Below are 22,228 nucleotides of genomic sequence, written 5' to 3'. Positions count from 1 at the left end.
CATGTCGCATTGGCGACACCCGCTTCGTGAGACCATCAACCTAGGGCCTGCTGCAAACGCGCAGGAGCGCCAGCACCAATGAAAAAGGCCCGCTTGGTGGAGCAGGCCTTCATCTCATGCAGTGGCGATCAACGGGGTTGAGCGTTCGTCAGCGCCTTGGCAATCTCACCGTCACCATGGTCTGCACCTGATCGTCCGAGGTCATGGTGATACTCCCCCCATGCGCCTTGACGATCTGCTGTGCGATGAACAACCCGAGCCCGAGTCCTTCCTTGCGGCCGACCTCGCGCTCGCCGCCACGGAAGGGGTCGAAAATCACCGGCAGCAAGGCCGCCGGAATCACGCCCCGATTGGCGATGGTCATCACCACTTCCCGCTCGCTGCGGCCATCGATACCGATGCAGATCGGGCTGCCCGGCGCACCGTGCTGCAAGGCATTGCCCAGCAGATTGGCCGCCACCTGGCCGAGGCGGTCGCCGTCCCAATAGCCGTTGTCATCGCCTTCGATGCGGCGCTCCACGACGCTACCCGCATAGGTGGTCTGGTACTCCTGCACCACCCGTTCGGTGATCTCACCCAGGCAGGCACTGGCACGTACCAGCGGGATGCCGCCGGCCAGTCGCGCACGGGCCAGGTCAAGCATGTTCTCGATCAGCTTGGCCATGCGCTTGCCGCCATTGAGGATTTGCTGCGAGGCCTTCTGCGCCACCTCATCCTTGTAGGTCCGCTGCAAGAGCGTTGCGGCCATCACCACCGCACTCAAGGGATTGCGCAGATCGTGACCGAGGATGGCCACGAACATCTCATTCATGCGCAGGGTCTCGGTGCGCTCCTGCAACTCCAGCGCCAGCAACTGCTTCTGGCGATACAGCTGGAAGAACACCTCGGCCTTGTTGCGCAGGATGTGTGGTTCGATGGGCTTGTAGAGAAAATCCACCGCGCCGCTCTCATACCCTTTGAACAGGCGACGCTCGTCCCGCACACCGGCCGTGACGAAGATCAGCGGCACGTTGCGGGTACGCTCGCTGCCACGAATCAGCTCGGCCAACTCGAAACCGTCCATGTCCGGCATCTGCACGTCCAGGAAAGCCAGCGCCACCTCATGCTGCAACAGCAGTTCGAGCGCTTCCAGGCCCGAACGCGCCAGCAGCAGTTCCACATCGTTCCGCTGCAGCAGGGCGGAGAGGGCCAACAAGTTTTCATCGAGATCATCGACCAGCAGGAATTTCACCCGCGGCAGGTCTCTCTCTTTATGCTTTTCTATCACCTGCTTTCCTTTTTCTGGTCATTCCCCGTTACGCCCAGCGAGCGCAACAAATCGGCGATCTGCGAGAGCGTGAGCACATGATCGATCTGTCCCAATGCCAATGCCTGTGCCGGCATGTAAGGCACCTGTGCCTGTTGCGGACTTTGTACCACGGTAACGCCGCCGGCGCGCGCAATGGCCTGCAATCCGGCCGCACCATCGTGATTGCCACCGGTCAGCACGATGCCCAGCAGGCGCTCACGATAGACATCTGCGGCCGATTCGAAGAGCACATCGATGGCCGGACGCGAATAGTTCACCAGCTCATCGTTGGACATGGCCAGTATCGGACCTTCGTCGCCGCGATCGACCAGCAGATGATAATCCGGTGGGGCAAAGTAGATCATGCCGGGCTGTACCGGCTCCTTGTCCTGCGCTTCCACCACCGGCTGGCGGCAGCGGTCGGCGAAGATGGTGGCCAGCAGACTGGGGCGCTCGCGCGGAATATGCAGCACCACCATGGTCGCCACACGCGCACCACGCTGCAGCGCCGGCAGGATTTCCGACAAGGCTTCCACCCCACCGGCAGAAGCACCGATGACGATCGCATCAATGGCACGCCCCCCCAGGGCCGGCAGCGGGACGGAGCTCACAGGTCCCCCTTTTTCTGGAAGATGCGATCTTCCCGCACCACTTCATCGAAGGCAGGACCGTGCGTCGAGAACCGCATCGACTCCTTTGAACCCAGTCCCAGGAAGCCCTTGCGCACCAGCGACTCGCGGAACAGGCCGAGCGCACGTTCCTGCAGATGGCGATTGAAATAGATCAGCACGTTGCGGCAGGACACCAGGTGCATTTCGGCAAAGACGCTGTCGGTGGCCAGGCTGTGATCGGAAAAGACCACGTTCTTGCGCAGTGATTTGTCGAAAACCACGGCCCCATAGGCGGCCGTATAGTAATCCGAAAGCGAGGTCCTGGCTCCGGATTTCTGGTGATTGCTGGTGAAACCGGGGATACGGTCGAGCTCGTAGACGCCCGCCTCGGCCTTCTTGAGGGCGGCCTGGTTGATATCGGTAGCATAGATGATGCTGCGTTCCAGCAGCCCTTCCTCGCGCAGCAGGATCGCCAGCGAATAGACTTCCTCGCCGCTGCTGCAACCAGCCACCCAGATCTTGAGCGAAGGATAGGTGCGCAGCAATGGAATCACCTTCTCACGCAGCGCAAGAAAATAGCTGGGGTCGCGGAACATCTCGCTGACCTGTACCGTCAGGTAATCCATGAGCGCCGGGAACACGGTCACATCATGCAGCACCTTGTCCTGCAACTGCGACAGCGTCTCGCAGCCGAAACGGATCATGGCCGTGGCCAGGCGGCGCTTCAACGACGCGCCGGCATAGCCGCGAAAATCGCAGTGATACTTGAGGTAGATGGCATCGAGCAACAACTGCATCTCGATATCGAAATGCTGGTTGGCCAGCGCCTGGTTTATTTCGGCATCCATACACGTACCAGGGACAGCAGTTTTTCCACATCCAAAGGCTTGGCGATGTAATCGTTGGCGCCGGCGGCCAGGCATTTCTCCTGGTCATCCTTCATGGCCTTGGCCGTCAGGGCGATGATGGGCAGGCGCTTCCAGACGGCCTGCTTGCGGATCTCGCGCATGGCGGTCAGGCCATCCATCTCCGGCATCATGATATCCATCAGGACCAGGTCGATCGGCGCACCGGGCTGTTCCTGGCTGCGTTGCAGGGCCTCCAGGGCTTCGCGGCCGTTGCGGGCGATGTCGACCTTCATGCCCTTGGGTTCCAGCACCGAGGATAGCGCAAAGATGTTGCGTACATCGTCCTCCACCACCAGGATGCGGCGGCCTTCGAAGACCGTCTCGCGGTCACGCGCCACCTTCAGCATGCGCTGGCTCTCCGCCGGCAGCGTGGTTTCCACCTGGTGCAGGAACAGCGTCACTTCATCGAGCAGGCGTTCCGGCGAGCGCGCATCCTTGATGATGATGGAGCGCGAGAAGCGGCGCAGGTGCTGTTCTTCCTCGGCCGACAGCGAGCGTCCGGTATAGACGATCACTGGCGGGAAGGCCACGTGTTCCTGCTCGGCCATCCGCTCCAGCAGCTGGTATCCGGACAGGTCGGGCAGGTTCAGGTCCATCACCATGCAGTCGAAGGTGGTCTCGCGCAGGCGGGCCAGCGCATCGGCGGCGGTCCGCACACCCACCAGGTTGATGTTCTCCCCGGCCAGCAGCTGGCGGATGCTGTCGAGCTGGCGCGCATCGTCTTCCACTACCAGCACGTGGCGCAGGCCCTGCAGGAACTTGGCTTCCAGCTTGCGAATGGCACCCACCAGTTCCTCTCGCTGCACCGGCTTCAGGGCATAACCGATGGCGCCGCGCTCCAGCGCCTCGTGCGAATAATCGGCCACCGACACCACGTGCACCGGAATGTGGCGGGTCTTGGGATTGCGCTTGATCTGGTCCAGCACGCCCAGGCCGGAGAAGTCCGGCAGGTTCATGTCCATGAGGATGGCGCTGGGACGATACATCTCGGCGGCCGCCACGCCATCGTTGGCCGAATGCGTGACCACGCACTGGAAGCCCATCTCGTGCGACAGGTCGCGCAGGATCATGGCGAAGGCGGCATCATCCTCGATCACCAGGATCAGGCGCGAGGACGATTCGATGCGATGACGGTCATCGTCGATGGTGATGTCCTGCAGTTTCACCGGCGCACCCGGCACTACCTGCGGGCTGGGGATACGGACGTCCGGCGCGGTGGCCACCTGCGCGGCCTGCAGGGTCGCAGCCGCCGCCGAAGGCGCGGCAACGACCGCCGGCGTACGCACCACGGCCTGCTCGCCACTGTAGACCTGCGGCAACGAGAGCGTGAAGATACTGCCCTCGCCCACCCGGCTCTGCACCTGGATGTCGCCGCCCAGCAGATGCGCCAGGTCGCGCGAGATCGACAGGCCCAGACCGGTACCGCCGTACTTGCGATGAGTGCTGCCATCGGCCTGGCGGAAGGCTTCGAAGATGAACTGGTGCTGGTCGGCACCGATGCCGATGCCGGTGTCGCGCACGGCGAAGGCGATGCGGCCACCTGCATCCGGATAGATGCGCAGGCTGACCTCGCCCTTCTCGGTGAACTTGATGGCGTTGGAGAGCAGGTTCTTCAAGATCTGGCCCAGGCGCTGCATATCCGTTTCCATGCGCTGCGGCACGCCCGGGTCGACCTCGACCTTGAAGCCCAGCCCCTTCTGCTGCGCCGTCATGGCGAAGCTGGCCTTGAGTTCCTCGGCCATCTTGCTGACCACGAAGGATTCGGAAACGATATCGAGCTTGCCCGCTTCCATCTTCGACAGATCGAGGATGTCATTGATCAGGGCCAGCAGGTCATTGCCCGCCGAGGAAATGGTTTGCGCGAAGCGCACCTGCTCCTCGGAGAGGTTGCCCTGCTTGTTGTCGGCCAGCAGCTTGGCCAGGATCAGGGTGGAGTTCAGCGGTGTGCGCAGCTCGTGGCTCATGTTGGCCAGGAACTCGCTCTTGTACTGGTTGGCACGCTCAAGCTCGGTGGCCTTTTCCACCAGCACCACCTGGGTCTTGGCCAGGTCATCCTTCTGGATTTCCAGCAGCTGGGTCTGTTCTTCCAGCTGGGCATTGGTTTCTTCCAGCTCGGCCTGCTGGGTTTCCAGGCGCAGTTGCGAGGCCTTCAAGGCCTGGCCCTGTTCTTCCAGCTCTTCGTTGTTGACGCGCAGCTCTTCCTGCTGGGCCTGCAATTCCTCGGACTGGCGCTGGGTCTCTTCAAGCAGTTCTTCCAGGCGGGTACGATCCTTGGAGGAGCGCACGGCAATGGCGATCTGGTCCGACAGCCGCGCCAGCAACTCTTCTTCCTCGGTGCGCAACTGGCGCAGGAAGCCCAGTTCGAACACTGCCTGCACCATGCCATCGGCCGAGGCCGGCACGATCATCAGTTCGCGTGGCGCATGGCGTCCCACGGAAGAAGCCACGGTGAGGTATTGCTCCGGCACCTCCTTGACGTGCATGACGCGGTTGAGCTTGGCAGCCTGGCCCAGCAGACCCTGGCCATCGCGCAGGTGCGGCGGCTGTTCGCTCTCCTCTTCTGCCAGCGCATAGGCAGCGAAGCGCCGGAACTCGCCGTGCTCGGTACGCAGATAGATCGCACCGACCTGTGCATTCAGGTAGGCGGTCAGGAAGGCCAGGGTATTCTCCCCCAGCGCGTCCAGGCGTTGTTCGCCCTGCAGTCGTTCGGCCAGGCCCATCTGTCCGGCACGGATCCATGCCTGCTTTTCGCGGGCGCGATAATCGCGCGAGGTGGTCACGGCCGCGGCCATGATCAGGACCAGCAGCAAGCCCGAACCACCCCACGCCACGGCGGTGGAGAACACCACGGCATCGCGCCAGTCGGCCTGGCGGCTGGCCAGCAGGTCACGCTCCTGTTCTTCCATGTCGTGCGTGAGTACGCGCACGCGGTCCATGAACATCTTGCCGCGATCGGATTGCACCACCGCCAGTGCGCCGACGGTATCGCCGTTGCGGCGGCGGCTGACGGTCTCGGCCAGCTCTTCGAGCTTGTCGGCGACCACGCGCTCGATCTGCGAGAGCCGCTGCAACTGATCCGGATTGTCGGAGAGCAGCCCGCGCAGCTTGGCAATCTCGCCGGGCAGCGCGGCGCGTGCCTGGTTGTAGGGACTCAGATAGGACTCGGTGCCGGTGAGCAGGAAGCCGCGCTGGCTGGTCTCGGCATCCTTGAGGGTGGAGACCAGCATCTGCAATTGCTCGCGCACCTTCATGGTGTGCGAGACGGCGCTGGCAGCCTCGCCCCGGCTGACCGAGGCCTCCCAGGTGAACAGGGCAATCAGTACCACCGCCAGGATGGCGACGGCAAACCCGATCAGCGGCCCCAGGGGCAGCGGTGGTCCGGAAAAGGCGCCCTTGCCCTGGCGCCTCAACATGGCAATACGTTCTTCAGCTTGGCTGGAATAAACCCGCACGGTGCGCTCCGTTGTTCGAATCGTTGGTCGAGCTGCGGGGGTTCTGTGTGTCGCTGTGTCCCCCTCCCCTTGGTCTTGCCACCGGGAAAGCCGCCGATTATACGGGCCGCTTCCGGTTTGCGCAGAGCGCCGGTAGGACAAAGTGCCGGCAGTTCAGTTCCACGGCACGGTCATCCTGACATGGACATTCGTTTCAGCTGCCGGCCAGGCCGGCGGCGATATTGATGGACAAACCGATGATGGCGGCATTGAAGACAAAGCAGATCAGCGAATGCGCCAGCACCGATTTGCGCAGCGCGCGCGAGGCCACGGCCACGTCCGAGGTCTGCACCGCCACGCTGATGGTGAAGGCGAAATACAGGAAATCCCAGTAACCGGGATTGCGTATGCCATCGGGAAAACGCAACGGCAGGGCTTGCGCATCGTCGTCCTCGGCATAGAAAAGGCGCGCGTAATGCAGCGTGAAAATGGTCCCGATCAGAGACCAGGAGCCGAAGACGGTAGAGGCCGTGAAGGCATAGCGCAACAACCGTCCACGCTCGTCGTGATGACTGCTGCCGCCGAGCTCCAGCAGGATGGCCAGAAGACTGGCAATGGCAGCCACGCAGATCATCACCAGCACCACCTGGGCGCTCTCATCCTCGGTCTCGGCCAGACGCCTGACGGCCCCGGCATCGGCGCGCAACATCATCAGCCACAGGCTCAGCAGATAGAACCAGACGCCGACATTCCAGCCGATGAGGCTGCGGCCTGTCCAGTTGCCGGCAGGAGCAAGGAGGGCGGCGGCAATCCCCACGCCGATGCCGATGAGCAAGCGCGGGTGGACCTGGAGGATGTGGCGGGCGACAGACATTGTTCTTCTTGGTAGGGTGAGCCTTCTGGAGCGACGCCTGCATCCTCAGGCTGCGGCGTCACGCAGGGGCAGGTTAGCATGGCCTGTGCGCTCCCGCCAGCGGCGCGCGGCTCAGAATTCATGCTCCTTCAAGGCGCGCCTGGCGCGTTCGCGGGCGCTGGCCAGGGCTTCTTCCTCGGTCGGGAAAATGCCCACGGGAATGTAAGTTTCGGCAATCTCGGGCTCACGCGAGAGACGCACGAAGACTTGGGCCTCGAAGCCTTCATCGGGTTTTTCCACCGCATCGTAGCGGGCGATATGGGTGCCACTTTGCAAGACCTTGTCCGTCATGCTGCCTCCTGTGTCGTTCACGATGAAGCCCGTTTGACACAGCCGCAGGCATGAGGTTCTGTGCAAGCATGATGTCCTGCGGCAAGTACGGCCATCGCCGGCGACGTCAGGCCGCCAGAGGAAAGCGCACGGTGAAGATGGTGCCCTGCCCCTGCTCCTTGCAATCGACCGTGATGACGCCGCCATGGTCATGCGCGATCTCGCGCACGATGGCCAGACCCAGGCCGCTGCCGGCGATCTTGTCATTGGCGCGATAGTAGCGGTCGAAGATCAGCTCGCGGTGCTCGGGAGCAATGCCGGGACCGGAATCTTCCACCGTCAATACGGTGGCGCCCGCTTCTTCCAGGCAGCGCACCGTCACCGTCCCGTGTTGGGGAGAGTAGCGCACGGCATTGTCGATGAGGTTGTCGATCAGGTCGGCGAGCAGGAAACGGTCGCCGCGCAGACGCGCCGGTTGCAGATCGAAGCCGAGGTCGATCTGCTTCTTGTCGGCCTCCTCGATGAAGTGCTGCACCGATTCTTCCACCAGCTTGTGCAGCGACAGTTCTTCCAGCTTGCGGCTTTCGAACAGGCCCGGTTCGGAGCGGGCCAGTGCCAGCAGTTGCCGGCTCTGACGGATCATGCGTTCCACCGAGGAATTCATCATCGCCAGCGAGCGGGCGGTATCGGGCTGGTCCTGGTGCTTGTCGTGCAGCAGCTCCAGTTGCAGCTTCAGGCCGGTCAGGGGCGTACGCAACTGATGGGCGACATCGGCCATGAAGTTCTGCTGCGCCTCTTCGCCCTTGCTGATACGGGCCATGAGTTCATTCATCGCCACGATCAGCGGCTGCAGTTCCACCGGCGCGCCGAGTCCGTCGATGGCCCCCAGCTTGCCGTGGCCGCGCTGCTCCAGGTTGCGCTGCAGGCTCTTCAAGGGACGCAGACCACGCCGCACGGCGATCAGCACCACCGACAGCGAACCGAAGGTCAGCGCGCCATCCAGCAGCAGGAAGGACAGCAGGATGGTGTAATGGGCGCGGTCGCGCTTGCGCAGGGTCTCGGCCACGGCCACCGAGATCACGCCATTCTTGACCCGCACCTGCATGGCCGAAATACGGACCGGTTCACCGCGCATCTGGCCGTCATAGTTGAAGGGACGATCGTAGATCTCGCTTTCCGGCAATTGCGGGAATCCCTTGTCGCCCACCAGGATCTCGCCCTCGGTATTGCGCACGGCAAAGAAGGTGGTGTCGGAGTGATTGCTGCGCAGGATCTGTTCGGCCTGCTGGGTCAGCTCGGCCGTGGTGCGTTCCTGGCGATGGCGCACCTGCGCATACAGGCCCCAGGTGGAATCCATCAGGTTCTGGTCGAAGGCATGCTGGGCCGGCAGCCAGGCCAGCCAGTAGGTCAGGCCGGCCCCCACCAGGTTCAGCAGCAGCAAGGGCGCGATCAGCCACCTGAGCAGGTCGCGCCGGATGCTGAGGTGAGGGTTCCCGGAAGGACGCGGGGCCGCAGCAGTGCTGTCCGCCTGCTGGTCGATGACCGTCATGGTGCGGCGTACCGGTTCAGTTCTCGCTCTTTTCGAGCATGTAGCCGAAGCCGCGAATGGTGCGGATGACCACGCCCGAATCAGCGATCTTCAGGCGGATGCGCGAGACATAGACCTCCACCGCATTGATGGTGAAGTCCTCGCCCCAGGGCAGGACGGCATCGATGATCTGCTGCTTGGAAACCACGCGCGAGGCGTGCTGCATCAGGTATTCCAGCACCGTCCATTCGCGCAGCGACAGCTCGATCTTGCGACCATCGATATCGGCGCGCTTGGTGGCATTGTCCAGCGACAGACCACCCACGGTCAGTTGCGCCGGTTGCGGCGCGCTGCGGCGGATCAGCGCCTTGATGCGGGCCACCAGCTCGGGCGTGGCGAAGGGCTTGACCAGATAGTCATCGGCCCCCAGTTCCAGGCCATGCACACGGTCGGGAATGGTATCGCGGGCGGTCAGCAGCAGCACGGGCGTGTTGTTGCCGTTGGCGCGCATGCGGCGCAGGACCTCGAAACCATCGATGCCGGGCAGGCCGATGTCGAGTACCAGCACGGCCGCGTTGAAACGCTGCGACAGCGCATCGTTGCCGTTGTTGACGGTATGCACGGTGAAACCATGCGAGTTGAGTACCCGCGACAGACCGTCGGTGAGTACCGGGTCGTCTTCGACCAGCAAAACATTCATAGGGGGACTTCTGTTGAGAAAAACGGCGCAAAACATCTGCGTAACGCTGCATCGTATTGCAGCCCAGGCCATGCTGCAAATGAGGCGTTCGCCCAGGCGGGGGGCGGCATGCGCAGAGTGTTTCTTTTTTGTCACACTCAGTTCGGCGTCAGCTAGTTGACAGCACTTTGTCAGGCTTGCCCCTTAATCTTGCCAGCCATGCGAATGAGAATCCCAATCATTAGCATGTAAAAAACACTGGTCACCAGCCAGCCAAACGTCCCTCCTTGTCGAAGGACGGAGTAGCCAGCCATGCGAGGCGGTCCTGCGCGAGCGGACCGCCTCATCATTTCCTACTCCACTAGCGACAAGAACAACATGAACCGTCTCACGCCGATGGCCGCCGCATTGGTCGCCATCTTTGCCGTCCCCCTCGCCGCCCACGCGCAGCAGGCCACTCCCGACAGCGCCACCACCACCGCGCCGGCCGACAGCCAGCTCGCCCCCGTCACGGTGGAAGGCCGTCGGGATGATTTCGCCAGCACCGGCACCGCCCTCACCAAACTGCCCGCCGACCTGCACGACGTGGCGCAATCGGTGACCGTGGTCAACAAGGCGCAGATGCAGTCGCAAGGCGTGAGTTCGCTGGCCGATGCGCTGCGCAACGTGTCCGGCATCACCCTGGGCGGTGCCGAAGGCGGTCAGATCGGCAACAACATCAACCTCAACGGCTTCTCGGCGCGCACCGACATCTATCTCGATGGCTTCCGCGACCGTGGCCAGTACTACCGCGACACCTTCGCCATCGAGGAAGTGGAAGTCCTCATGGGCCCTTCCTCGATGCTCTTCGGGCGTGGCTCCACCGGCGGCATCATCAACCAGGTCAGCAAGAAGGCCAATCTGAAGGCTGCCACCGAAATCTCCGGTTCGGTCAGCACCAATGGTCTGGTGCGCAGCACGGTCGATGTGAACCGTCCGCTCTCGGACACCTCGGCCCTGCGCATCGAAGCCATGGCCCAGAACGGCGCGGCCAGCACGCGCAACCAGACCGACGTGCAGGACTTCGGCCTGGCCGGCTCTTATGTCTGGGGCATCGGTACCCCCACCGAGATCACCCTGTCGGCCCTGTTGCAACACAACCAGGACCAGCCCGATTACGGCCTGCCGGCACTGAACGGCCATCCCGTCAACGTTGACCGCAATACCGCCTATGGCCTGGACAGTGACCGCACCATCCAGGACGTGGCTTCGTTCAATGCAGGCATCAAGCACCGAATCGCCCCGGACGTCACGCTGCGCAATCAGACCCAGTTCAACTACGTGCACACCGATGCGGTGGAAACCGCGCCCAATACCATCGGCACGATCTCTTCCAGCGGCTTCACGGCGCTCACCAATGCCAGCAGCAGCCTGCCGCTGTCCAGTCTCTACGTGCGCGGTCAGAGCCATGACCGTGTGATCACCGACTATTCCATCTTCAACCAGACCGAACTGGCGGCCAAGTTCGCCACCGGCAGCGTCAAGCACGATGCCATCGTCGGTTTGGAAGTCGGCCACGACGGCTACGACAACCAGGCCTCTTACCGCAACGGCAGCTGCAATGGCCGCTCGCTCAATGCCTCCGGTGCCACCACCGGCTACCTGGATTGCGTGAGCGTGGTCAATCCGTCCTACAGCGCTGCCGGCAGCAGCGTAGCCGATACCGCAGGCAACCATGCCGGTGGCAGCGCCAACACCATCGCCGCCTATGTGGGCGACACCATCGCGCTGGTGCCGCAATTGAAGCTGGTGGGCGGCCTGCGCTATGACCGCTATGTGGCCAGCATCACCAATTCGATCAACTCGGGCAATACCACCGGTTCCACCGCACTGGGCTATGCCCAGCAGAGCGTGAACTTCCTGAGCGTACGTTCGGGCGCAATCTGGCAGCCCAGTGTCGCGCAGTCCTATTACGTTTCCTACGGCACCTCATTCAATCCTTCGCTGGAGCAGTTGACCGGTACCGCAGGCCAGCAGAACCTGGATCCGGAAAAGAACCGTTCCTATGAAGTCGGTGGCAAGTGGGATGTCGCCGAAGGCCTGGCGCTGACTGCCGCCGGCTTCCAGATCACCAAGGAAAACGCCCGCAGCCAGGTGGCTACCGGCGTCTACGCACTGGCCGGTACGGTCCGCGTGAACGGTGCGCGCGCCGGTGCCACAGGTCGCATCACGCGCGACTGGCAGATCGCCGCCAACTACACCTACCTGGATGCCAAGGTCATCGGCGGTGCCGTGGCCGACACGTCGGTAGGCAAGATCCCGGTCAACACCCCCAAGCACACCCTGACCACCTGGACCACCTACGACCTGGCCCCGCACTGGCAGGTCGGTGGCGGCGCGACCTATATGTCGCAGCGCTATGCCAACGCTACCAACACAGTGCAGGTCGGCGGCTACACCCGTTACGACGCGATGCTGGCCTACACCACCAAGGCCTACGACATCCGCCTGAACCTCTACAACCTGAGCAACAAGATGTATTACGATGCGCTGATCCAGTCCGACGGCGGCCGTTCGGTCCCGGGTTCGGGCCGTACCGCCCTGCTGTCACTGACCTATCGCATGTAAGAAAGAAGACGCGCCCATGCTCATCACCATCCCTCAGCTGCTGGACCCGCAAGCCCTGCAGCACGTACGCAACTTGCTGGACCAGGCGGGCCAAGCCTGGGTGGATGGACGCGTCACGGCGGGCTACCAGGGTGCGCCGGTGAAGTTCAACCAGCAGATCGACGAGCATTCGGAGGTCGCCCTGCAATGCCAGCGCATCATCGTCTCTGCGCTGGAGCGGCATCCGCGCTTCATCAGCGCGGCACTGCCCAACCTGATCTACCCGCCCATGTTCAATCGCTATGGCCAGGGCATGCACTTTGGTGCCCACGTCGACGGCAGCGTGCGCATCCATCCGCACACGGGACGCAAGCTGCGCACCGACGTTTCGGCCACGCTGTTCCTGGCCGACCCGGCTGACTACGATGGCGGTGAATTGCAGATCGACGACAGCTACGGCATGCACAGCGTCAAGCTGGCCGCCGGCGACATGGTGCTCTATCCGGCCACCAGCCTGCATACCGTGACACCGATCACGCGCGGCGTACGCATGGGCTGTTTCTTCTGGATTCAAAGCCTGGTGCGCGACGATGGCCAGCGCCAGATGCTGTTCGACATGGACAACGCCATCCAGCGCCTGAACCAGACCGATGCCGATGCGCTCGCACGGCGCACCCTGGTGGGCTGCTACCACAACCTGCTGCGACAATGGAGCGAGACCTGATCGCTCCTGCGCCGGCCCAATGATTGATATCGCTTATCGGAAGTAGCGCGGATCCATCTTGCGGAACACCCAGGCCGAGATCAGGGTGATCGCGCCCACGATCACGAAGGTGATCTGGAAGCTGGCGTTGGTCGCCGTGCCCGCCTCGTTCTTGAACAGATTGACCATGGTGCTGCCGATGGTCACTCCCAGCCCGATGGCCAGCATCTGCACCATCGAGAACAGACTGTTGCCGCTGCCCGCATCTTCCTTGCGCAGCCCCTTCAAGGTCACACTGTTCATGGCCGCGAACTGCATCGAGTTGGAGGCGCCGAAGACGGCCAGTTGCACGATCGACGCCGCCAGCGGCCAGCCGGGCGTGATCAGCGCGAAGGAGACGATGGACAGGCCGACGATGGCCGTATTGACCAGCAGGAAGCGGTCATAGCCGAAACGCTTGACCAGCGGGGCGATCCACGGCTTGGCGATGGTGCCGGCAATGGCCGCCGGCAGCAGCAGCATGCCCGCATGCAGCGGCGAATAACCCAGCCGCACCTGCAAGAGCAGGGGCAGCAAAAAAGGTACCGCCGAAGAACCGATGCGACACACCAGGTTGCCCGCCAGTCCGATGCTGAAATTGGGCTCACCAAACAGACCGAGCCGGAACAGTGGACGCGGATGAACGGACGCATGGCGCCAGTAGACCAGTACAGTCAGCGCTGCCAGACCGAACAGTCCGATGCTCCAGCCAGTACGGTTGTGATCGAAAGGCACGTCCAGCGCCAGCGAGAAGGCCACCATGCAGGCGGACAGCAAGACGCACCCGATCAGGTCGAAGCGAAGTGGACCGGCAAGCTTGTCATCGGGGAGAAAGTACAGTACGGCCCCCATCCCCAGTACACCTACAGGCAAGTTGATCAGAAAGATCCAGTGCCAGGACAGGCTTTCCACCAGCCACCCGCCCAGTACAGGGCCGACCACCGGCCCAAGCTGCCCGGCAATCGAGATCGAGGCCAGCGCGGCAATATACTGCGCGCCCGGCACGGCCCGCAACACGGCCAGGCGTCCGACCGGCAGCAACATCGATCCCCCCAGCCCCTGCACCACACGCGCGGCCAACAGCAATGGCAGCGTCGACGCCACCGCGCACAGCACCGAGCCCAGCGCGAACAGCAGGATCGCCGCAAAATACACGCGGCGCGTGCCGAAACGGTCGGCCAGCCAGCCGGAGGCCGGCGTGAGCGAGGCCATGGTCAGCGTATAGGCCACCACTACCGGGTGCATGTTCAGGACCGGTTCGCCCAGGCTGCGCGCCATGGCGGGCAAGGCGGTGTTGACGATGGTGGTGTCCAGCGTCTGCATGAAGAAGCCCGACGCGACGATCCACAGCAAGGCACGCTGGGTCACGGGATCGTTGAGAGAGGCGGGGGCGGGCGTGTCGCGAAGACGCGGCGGCAAGTTGGCGGACATGGCGAAGTCGAAGTGGGAATGCGCTGGCGAAAATACGGCGGGGACACGTCGCTCGCAAGCATCCGTGTCCCCGCGTACTACCGCCACATTCTACGCCTTGAGCGCCTTCTCATCAGAAGGCCTGCGGACGCCACTTCAGCAGGCGTCGTTCCAGCGCATGCAGCAGCCAGTCCGCCGCCAGGGCCACCACCGCCAGCACGATCATGGCCGCGAACACGCCGCTGGCATTGAAGGCGCCCTGAGCAGTGGAGATCAGCAGGCCAATACCCTGTTTGGAACCGAGGAACTCGCCCACCACGGCCCCCACCAGTGCAAAGCCGAAGCTCACGTGCAGGCTGGCCAGGATCCACGACAGCGCCGAGGGAACCACTACCGCCATGGTCACCTGGCGGCGCGAGGCACCGAGGATCTGGGCGTTGGCGATCATGTAGCGGTCAGCCTCGCGTACGCCCTGGAAGGCATTGGCGAACACCACGAAGAACACCATCACCACCGCCAGCGCCACCTTGGAGGCCATACCCAGGCCGAAGGCGATGACGAAGATCGAACCCAGCACCACGCGCGGAATCGAATTGGCGATCTGGATGTAGAGGCTGAAGACATCCGAGAGCAGCTTGTTGCGCCCAAGGACGATGCCGGCGATGACCCCGGCCACCGAGCCGATCAGGAAGCCCAGCACGGTCTCTTCCAGCGTCACCAGGACCTGGGTCCAGAGCGAACCCTGGGAAGTCCCTTCCACCATCCAATCGTAGATCTGCGCCACGATCAGCGAGGGCTGGGAAAAGAAGAACGGATCGATCCAGCCGATACGCGCGCAGACTTCCCAGCCGCCCAGGACGATCACCAGGATGGCGATGCGCAGGCCGATCACCAGTTGGTGACGCGCGCGGATCTTGCGTTGCGCCTCCGCTTCGACGGCGGCGATGTCCATCATCGGGGCATTGTGGCTTGCTTGTGCTTGTGTCATGGGATTCCCCTGTATTTCAGAATTGAATAGGCGATGTACGTACGCGCGTCCAGGCGCATCACGCGATGTGGACTTCCTCGCGCAGATCGGCCCAGATACGGCGCGAGATATCGATGAAGCGCTGCTCGTAACGCACCTCCTCCATCACGCGCGGACGCGGCAGATCGATGGGGTAGACGCTCTTCAAGGTGGCCGGACGGGCGGTGAGCACATAGACCTTGTCGGCCAGGGCGATGGCTTCCTCCAGGTCGTGGGTGACGAACACCACCGAGCCCGAATGGGCCGACCACAGGCGCAGCAGTTCATCCTGCATCAGGGTGCGGGTCTGCATGTCGAGCGCCGAGAAGGGTTCATCCATCAGCAAGATCTCGGGGCTGTTGATGAAGGTCTGGGCCAGCGCCACGCGCTTGCGCATGCCGCCGGAGAGCTGGTGCGGATAGTGGTCGCCGAACTTGTCCAGACCCACGCGGCGGATCCATTCGTCGGCCAGGGCATGCGCCTGTTCCTTGGACTGGCCACGGAACATCGGACCGGCGGCGACGTTGTCACGCACGCTGCGCCAGGGGAAGACGGCGTCGTTCTGGAACACGAAACCGATGCGCGGATCGATGCCGTTGACCGGCTGCCCCATCACCCGCACCTCGCCCACGGTGGGCTTGAGCAGGCCGGTGATGAGCGAGAGCGTGGTCGACTTGCCGCAACCGGTCGGGCCGACCACGGCGACGAATTCACCGCGCGCCACGCTCATGGAGAAATCACGCAGCGCCACGGTGGCCTTGCCATCGGCGGTAATGAAGCGGCAGCTCACGTTGCGCAGTTCGATGGCCGGCGTTGCCTGGGCGGCCTGGCCGGCGGGGGTGAAGGCCTGCTGGTTGATGGCGTTCATCGTGGTGCTCTTTCGTAGCTGAAGGTTGAGTGCTGCCCTGACGCGCGCAAGCGCATCATGGCGTAGATCATTGACGGGATCGATCGAATGCAGGAAAGGACTGGCCAATGCTCACTGGTCACTGGCCAGTCCCGGCTTCATTTCACGGTGCTGACGAATTCATCCGTATAGGTCTTGGAGAGGTCCACATGCTTGCCCTTGACGTTGGGGTTGAAGCCCGACAGCACGGCCAGCACGGTTTCCGGGCCGCCCTTGGGCATCTTGCCGTCCTGCGAATACATCGGCAGCGAATTGCTCAGCGCCTGGACATACAACGGCTTGTTGTTGCCGTAATAGTCCTTGGGCATCTTGTCGGCGATCTGCTCGGCGGTATGGGTGTTGATGAACTTGAGTGCCTTGACGAAGGCGTGCGCCAGCTTCTCGGCCTCTTCCTTGTGGCCGTTGAGCCAGCTGCGCTGCACGTAGACGCTGGAGGCCGGATACAGTCCGCCCAGCGCCTTGACGGTACCCTCCACGGTACGCATGTCGATGAGCACCTTGGCATCCCCCGTCTTGAGCAACTGCGAGACGGTTGGTTCGGTGGTCATGCCGGCATCGATGCGGCCCTGCTTCATGGCGGCGATGAAGGTATTGTCGGCGCCCACCGGCAGCACCGAGAACTGCTTGGAGGTGATGCCCTCGCGGGAGGCCAGGTATTGCGTCAGGAAGTTGGTGGACGCACCCAGTCCGGTCACGCCCAGAGTCTTGCCCTTGGCATCGGCCATGCTCTGGAAGTGTGGCGCGGCCTTGCTCGAGACCAGTTCCACTTCACCCGGCACCTGGCCCAGGATGGTGATGGCGGTGACTTCCTTGCCCTTGGTCTGCAGGTCGATGGAGTGATCATAGAAACCGACCACCGCCTGCACGGCACCGGCCAGCAGTTCATTCTCGGCATCGACCCCGGCCGGCTGCGACTGCAGCTCCACGTCCAGGCCCTCTTCCTTGAAATAGCCCAACTGTTCGGCCAGCTTGGCCGGCAGGTAGATCATCTTGTTGATGCCGCCCACCATGATGGTGACCTTGGCGGCAGCCGACGCCTGGATCGGCATGGCGGCCAGCACGGTGCCGGCAACGGCCAGCGACAACAGGCCACGACGGAAATTTTTGTTCATGTCAGCTCCTCGAAATGGATGCAGCAGCCCGCGAATTCTACGGGGTCTTCATATAGACGGCGCAATTCACTGTGCCGCGTCGACAAACTCGTTGGTATAGGTCTTGGCAAGGTCGATGTTCTTGCCCTTGATGTTGGGATTGAAGCCGGCCATCACCTTGAGCACCTGCTCGGGGCCACCGGCGGGCATCTTGCCATCAGGCGAATACATCGGCAGCGAGGCCTTGAGCGCCTGCACGTAGATGGCCTTGTTGCCGCCGTAGTAATCCTTGGGCATCTTCTCGGCGATGTCTTCGGCGGAATGGGTCTGGATGTACTTGAGCGTCTTGACGAAGGCGCGCGCCAGCTTCTGCGCCTCGGCCTTGTGGCTGTTCATCCAGGAACGGTGCACATAGACGCTGGAGGCCGGATAGAGTCCGCCCAGCGCGGCCTTGGTGCCCTCCACGGTGCTCATGTCGACCAGCACCTTGGCCGCACCCGAGGCCAGCAGGATGGAGGTGGTCGGTTCAGTGGTCCAGGCCACATCCACGCGCTTCTGCTTCATGGCGGCAATCAGGGTATTGCCGGCACCGACGGGCAGCATCGAGTAATCGCCCGACTTCAGTCCGGCGCGGGCGGCCAGGTATTGCGCCAGGAAGCTGGAGGACGAACCCAGCCCGGTCACGCCAAGGGTCCGCCCCTTGAGGTCGGCCATGCTGTGGACACTGTCAGCCAGGTCGGCGCGCACCATCTCCATGCCGCCGGGTACCCGCAGCAGCTGGGTGATGGAGGTCACTTCCTTGCCTTTGCTCTGCAGGTCGATGGAGTGGTCATAGAAACCCACCACCGCCTGCACGGCCCCGGCCAGCAGTTCATTCTCGGCATCGACCCCGGCCGGCTGCGACTGCAGTTCCACGTCCAGGCCTTCGTCCTTGAAGTAGCCCAGGCTTTCGGCCAGCTTGGGCGGCAGGTAAATGAGCTTGTTGATGCCGCCCACCATGATGATGATCTTGTCGGCCGCATGGGCCTGCGGGGCGATCAGGCCGAGCGTGCAGGCGGCCATGGCGCCGATGGCCAAGGCGCGCGCACTACGGCGCAATGGGGCCGCGAGCGAACGCGGGAACACAGGGGTATCGTGACGCATTATGATTGTCTCCATATTTTTTGGGGTGGGATGGTCTGTCGCCATCTTCACTTCTTGTAGACTTGCGGGCCTATTCTAAGAAGCCGAAACCTTCATCCAGCTTTCCAAATTTCGGCTTTTTTCTTTGCAGTGCAACAAAAAGAACGTCAAGAACAAGAGACCAACGCATGAAATTGCTCCTCATCGAAGACAATCCCCAGCTTGCCCACTGGCTGGAGCAGATCCTCAAGGAACACAAGTTCAAGGTCGATATCGCCGCCGATGGCGAGATCGCCGACCAGGTGCTGCGCGACGAGAATTACGATGTCGTGCTGCTGGACCTGATGCTGCCCAAGCTGCACGGCAAGAACGTGCTGCGCCGCCTGCGCGAGCGCCACAACGGTGTGCCGGTGATGATCCTGACGGCCAGCGGCTCCATCGATGAAAAGGTCGAGTGCCTGGGCGCCGGCGCCGATGACTACCTGGTCAAACCCTTCGAGATCCGCGAGCTGGTGGCCCGCATCAAGGTGCTGGTGCGCCGCCAGACACCCGACAAGGCCGCCGAGATTCATTGCGGTGACCTGGTCTATGACAGCAATACGCGCCAGTTCGCCATCGCCGGTGCCACCCTGGCGCTACCGGCACGGGAGCATGACGTACTGGAAGTGCTGATGTTGAAGCAGGGCAAGACCGTATCGAAAACGGCGCTGATGAAGGGTGTCTTCAGTCTTTCCGAAGAGCCCAGCGCGGACGCCATCGAAATCTACATTTCGCGCCTGCGCAAGAAACTGGAACACTCCAGCGCAGCCATCATGACCCTGCGCGGCCTGGGCTACCTGTTGAAGCAGAAAGATGATTGACAGCCTGCGCCTGCGCCTGCTGTGGTGGCTGCTGATCCCGATGGCGGTCTACGTGGGCTTGTCCACCAGCGATGCCTATGACAACGCCGTCTCCAGCGCCACCCTGGTGCAGGACCGCGCGCTGCTGGCGTCGGCCCGCATGATGGCGGGCCAGGTGGGCTGGAATGATGGCGCCCCGGTGGTTTCAATACCGCCTGCCGCACTGGAACTGTTTGCCTCGCCGGCCCAGGATGCGGTGTATTACCAGGTGCGCATGGATGATGACACGCTCCTGGCCGGTCGTCCGGACTTCCCCGCCCGGCCTGACTTTGCGGCACTCTATCCGGTCTATGCCACGACCACGTTCGAAGGCAAGCCGCTGCGCGTGGTCAGCTACATCCGCGCGCTGTTCGACGAAGGCACGCTGCGCATGGTGGCCGTGTCGGTGGGCCAGACCATGCAGGGACGCCAGGAAATGATCGCCGACCAGTGGCATGCCTCGCTGCGTCGTCAGATCGTGCTGCTGTTGCTGGCCATCAGCCTGGTGGTGCTGGGCCTGACGATGGAACTGCGCCCCTTGCTGGCGCTCAAGGATGAACTGACCACGCGCGAGCCAGACTCACTCACGCCGCTGCGTGCCGGCGGTCTGCAGCAGGAATTGCGGCCCATCGTGGAAGCCATCAACCAGTACATCTTCCGCCTCAATGCCCAGGTGACGGTGCAGAAGCGCTTCGTGGCCGATGCCGCGCATCAGTTGCGCACGCCCCTGGCGGTGATCGATTCACAGATCCAGTTCGCCCGCCAGCTGGACGATCCGGCACGGGTCAAGGAAGTGCTGGCCGCGCTGCAGGACAGCAGCCGCAGCATGACCGACCTGACCAACAAACTCTTGCTGCTCTCGCAGGCCGAAGCCTCCAACAGCATCGCCTTCCCGCGCGCGCCGGTGGACCTGATGGCGGTGGCGGCCATGGTGCTGGAAGAACTGGCCGGGCTGGCCCTGAAGAAGGGCATCGATCTCGGGCTGGAGAGCACGCTGGAAAGCGCCATGGTCAACGGCAACGAGGCGCAATTGATGGGCCTGTTCATGAACCTGATCGACAATGCCCTGCGCTATACGCCGCCGGGCGGCAAGGTCACGGTGGGGCTGGCACACAGGCGCGGCCAGGTCGTCATCACCGTCACCGACAACGGCCCCGGCATTCCTGCCGAAGTGCGCGAACGGGTCTTCGAACGCTTCTATCGCAATGCCGCACCGGACCAGCCGGGCTCCGGACTGGGGCTGGCCATCGTGCGCGAGATCGTGCAGGCTTCGCAGGGATCGATCCGGCTCGACGCGCCGGCCGGGGGGAGCGGGCTGGTGGCGACCGTGAGCCTGCCGGCATTGGAAAGCTGACGCCTGGGCGCGCAGCAATACAACAGCGCGCAGCGCCCAATACAAACGATCAAAAAGTATCAGCCCGCGGCACGCTTTTGGCGTGGAGCGGCGCGCCCTGCCCTCGTACTCTTGCTCCTGCCCTCAAGGCAAATGGGGCTGCGCAGTGTCCCCCGCTGCACCGGCACCCGCCTGAACGATAAAAAAACCAGGAGACAAACCGTGAACAAGATCCGCTTGGGCGCCGCGTGCGCCGTCCTTGGCGCTGCCCTGCCCTTGGTGGCATCGGCGCAGTCCTGCAATGTCCCCGTGCTGAAGGTGCTGGCGCAGAAGAGCCTGGGCCTGACCGTGATGGAAAAATCGCTGGCCGATTACCAGAAGCGCACCGGCACCCGCATCGAGATCAGCTACTTCGGCGAGAACGACCGGCGCGCCAAGTCGCGCCTGGATGCCTCCACCAGGGCCGGTTCCTACCAAGTGTATTACGTCGACGAAGCCAACGTGGCCGAGTTTGCCTCGGCGGGCTGGATCGTGCCGCTGTTGAAGTATTTCCCCAAGGACGCCGACTACCAGGACTTCCTGCCCGGTCGCCGCGCCGTGGCCAGTTACAAGGACGTGGCGTATTTCGCACCGCTGATCGGGGGCTCGGACTTTCTCTTCTATCGTCGCGACCTGCTGGAAAAAGCCGGGCTGCCGGTGCCACGCACGCTGGACGAACTGGTGGCCGACATCAAGAAACTGCATTCTCCCCCGAACGTCTATGGCTGGGTGGCACGCGGCCAGCGCGGCTCGGGGATGAACGTCTGGCGCTGGGCGCCCTTCATGCTGGCGCAGGGCGGCCAGTGGACCGACAAGAACAACCAGCCGGCCTTCAACTCGCCCGCTGCGGTCAAGGCCACGCAACTCTATGCCGAATTGTTCAAGTACGCGCCCCCGGGCGCGGCTACCTATGACTGGAGCAATGCGCTGGAAGCCTTCCGCTCCGGCAAGGTGGCCTTCATGATCGAGTCCACGCCCTTCGCCGACTGGATGGAGGACAGCAGCAAATCCAGCGTGGCCGACAAGGTCGGCTATGCGCGTCCGCCCGCACCGCTGCCTTCGGCCGCCTACGGCCACGGGCTGGCCATTTCCGCCGTCGGCGCCAAGGATGAGTGCACCCGCCAGGCGGCGGGCAAATTCATCGCCTTTGCTACCGGCAAGGAACAGGAACAGGCCCGTCTGCGCGAAAAGGTCTTCAGCGACTACAACCGCACCAGCACCATCCAGAGCGATTACTTCCAAAAGCACGTCAAGCCGCAAATCCTCGCCGGCCTGAAGGACACCACGCCGGTCTCCAGGCTGACCATCTGGCCCAGCCCGCAATGGCCGGACATCGGCGACAACCTCGGCGTGACGCTGGAAGAAATCTTCACCGGTACCCGCAAGGATATTCCGCGTGCCCTGGACGAAGCCGCGCAGTATGCGCAGGACGCGATGGAACACGCGCGTAAATAATTTACTTCATTCAATCGCGTTACACGCTGCA

At 63.1% G+C, this 22,228-nt stretch carries 18 protein-coding genes; 5 read left to right on the top strand and 13 right to left on the bottom strand.

Features of this window, described 5'->3' with window-relative positions; genetic code table 11:
- Positions 1-148: 148 nt before the first annotated feature.
- From ACODSZ_RS18600 to ACODSZ_RS18565, 8 genes are all read right to left on the bottom strand, one after another.
- Positions 149-1,267 carry a hybrid sensor histidine kinase/response regulator gene (locus tag ACODSZ_RS18600; RefSeq protein ID WP_175343335.1) on the bottom strand — a complete coding sequence of 373 codons (1,119 nt, stop codon included), beginning with the start codon at positions 1,265-1,267 and terminating at the stop codon, positions 149-151.
- Positions 1,264-1,899, bottom strand: coding sequence for a chemotaxis protein CheB (locus ACODSZ_RS18595; RefSeq protein ID WP_008331050.1), 636 nt, complete (start codon positions 1,897-1,899; stop codon positions 1,264-1,266). The genes ACODSZ_RS18600 and ACODSZ_RS18595 overlap by 4 nt, the downstream gene beginning before the upstream one ends.
- A complete protein-coding gene (locus ACODSZ_RS18590) occupies positions 1,896-2,747 on the bottom strand; it encodes a CheR family methyltransferase (protein WP_488928242.1) in 852 nt (283 codons plus the stop codon). Before ACODSZ_RS18590 ends, ACODSZ_RS18595 begins: the two co-directional genes overlap by 4 nt.
- The gene (locus tag ACODSZ_RS18585) at positions 2,732-6,220 is read right to left on the bottom strand and encodes a response regulator (protein ID WP_175343334.1); all 3,489 of its coding nucleotides are present in this window, start codon (positions 6,218-6,220) and stop codon (positions 2,732-2,734) included. The genes ACODSZ_RS18590 and ACODSZ_RS18585 overlap by 16 nt, the downstream gene beginning before the upstream one ends.
- A 232-nt stretch (positions 6,221-6,452) precedes the next feature.
- Positions 6,453-7,112, bottom strand: a complete 660-nt coding sequence (locus tag ACODSZ_RS18580; protein ID WP_175343333.1) for a DUF1345 domain-containing protein — start codon at positions 7,110-7,112, stop codon at positions 6,453-6,455.
- Between the two features lie 111 nt (positions 7,113-7,223).
- Entirely contained in the window at positions 7,224-7,442 is a 219-nt protein-coding gene (locus ACODSZ_RS18575) for a hypothetical protein (protein ID WP_008331060.1), read from the bottom strand.
- Between the two features lie 106 nt (positions 7,443-7,548).
- A complete protein-coding gene (locus ACODSZ_RS18570) occupies positions 7,549-8,970 on the bottom strand; it encodes a sensor histidine kinase N-terminal domain-containing protein (RefSeq protein ID WP_488928241.1) in 1,422 nt (473 codons plus the stop codon).
- Between the two features lie 16 nt (positions 8,971-8,986).
- Positions 8,987-9,649 carry a response regulator transcription factor gene (locus tag ACODSZ_RS18565; RefSeq protein WP_008331064.1) on the bottom strand — a complete coding sequence of 221 codons (663 nt, stop codon included), beginning with the start codon at positions 9,647-9,649 and terminating at the stop codon, positions 8,987-8,989.
- Between the two features lie 357 nt (positions 9,650-10,006).
- Between ACODSZ_RS18565 and ACODSZ_RS18560 the strand changes: the two genes are divergently transcribed.
- A complete protein-coding gene (locus ACODSZ_RS18560; RefSeq protein ID WP_488928249.1) occupies positions 10,007-12,235 on the top strand; it encodes a TonB-dependent receptor in 2,229 nt (742 codons plus the stop codon).
- Positions 12,236-12,251: 16 nt separating this feature from the next.
- On the top strand, positions 12,252-12,938 hold the full coding sequence (locus ACODSZ_RS18555) for a Fe2+-dependent dioxygenase (RefSeq protein ID WP_175343331.1): 687 nt from the start codon (positions 12,252-12,254) through the stop codon (positions 12,936-12,938).
- 33 nt (positions 12,939-12,971) lie between these two features.
- Here the strand turns inward: ACODSZ_RS18555 and mdtD are convergent, their stop codons facing one another.
- The 5 genes from mdtD to ACODSZ_RS18530 form a co-directional block, all read right to left on the bottom strand.
- A complete protein-coding gene (gene mdtD, locus ACODSZ_RS18550; RefSeq protein WP_175343330.1) occupies positions 12,972-14,387 on the bottom strand; it encodes a multidrug transporter subunit MdtD in 1,416 nt (471 codons plus the stop codon).
- 112 nt (positions 14,388-14,499) lie between these two features.
- Complete coding sequence (locus ACODSZ_RS18545) at positions 14,500-15,354, bottom strand: ABC transporter permease (protein ID WP_008331071.1); 855 nt, start codon at positions 15,352-15,354, stop codon at positions 14,500-14,502.
- 58 nt (positions 15,355-15,412) lie between these two features.
- Entirely contained in the window at positions 15,413-16,240 is an 828-nt protein-coding gene (locus tag ACODSZ_RS18540; protein WP_008331072.1) for an ABC transporter ATP-binding protein, read from the bottom strand.
- Between the two features lie 137 nt (positions 16,241-16,377).
- Positions 16,378-17,391, bottom strand: coding sequence for an ABC transporter substrate-binding protein (locus ACODSZ_RS18535; RefSeq protein WP_175343329.1), 1,014 nt, complete (start codon positions 17,389-17,391; stop codon positions 16,378-16,380).
- Between the two features lie 66 nt (positions 17,392-17,457).
- Positions 17,458-18,513 (bottom strand): ABC transporter substrate-binding protein, encoded by a 1,056-nt coding sequence (locus tag ACODSZ_RS18530; RefSeq protein ID WP_488928240.1) that lies wholly within the window; start codon positions 18,511-18,513, stop codon positions 17,458-17,460.
- 167 nt (positions 18,514-18,680) lie between these two features.
- Between ACODSZ_RS18530 and ACODSZ_RS18525 the strand changes: the two genes are divergently transcribed.
- The 3 genes from ACODSZ_RS18525 (at position 18,681) to ACODSZ_RS18515 (ending at position 22,197) form a co-directional block, all read left to right on the top strand.
- The gene (locus tag ACODSZ_RS18525) at positions 18,681-19,352 is read left to right on the top strand and encodes a response regulator (protein WP_008331081.1); all 672 of its coding nucleotides are present in this window, start codon (positions 18,681-18,683) and stop codon (positions 19,350-19,352) included.
- On the top strand, positions 19,345-20,724 hold the full coding sequence (locus ACODSZ_RS18520; protein ID WP_488928239.1) for a sensor histidine kinase N-terminal domain-containing protein: 1,380 nt from the start codon (positions 19,345-19,347) through the stop codon (positions 20,722-20,724). Before ACODSZ_RS18525 ends, ACODSZ_RS18520 begins: the two co-directional genes overlap by 8 nt.
- Before the next feature lie 201 nt (positions 20,725-20,925).
- Positions 20,926-22,197 carry an ABC transporter substrate-binding protein gene (locus tag ACODSZ_RS18515; protein ID WP_175343326.1) on the top strand — a complete coding sequence of 424 codons (1,272 nt, stop codon included), beginning with the start codon at positions 20,926-20,928 and terminating at the stop codon, positions 22,195-22,197.
- The last annotated feature ends 31 nt before the right edge of the window (positions 22,198-22,228 follow it).

Source organism: Herbaspirillum sp. FG34, from assembly GCF_057809315.1.
Note: the sequence above shows the minus strand (reverse complement) of the source record. Positions and strands in the feature narration are given on the sequence as shown.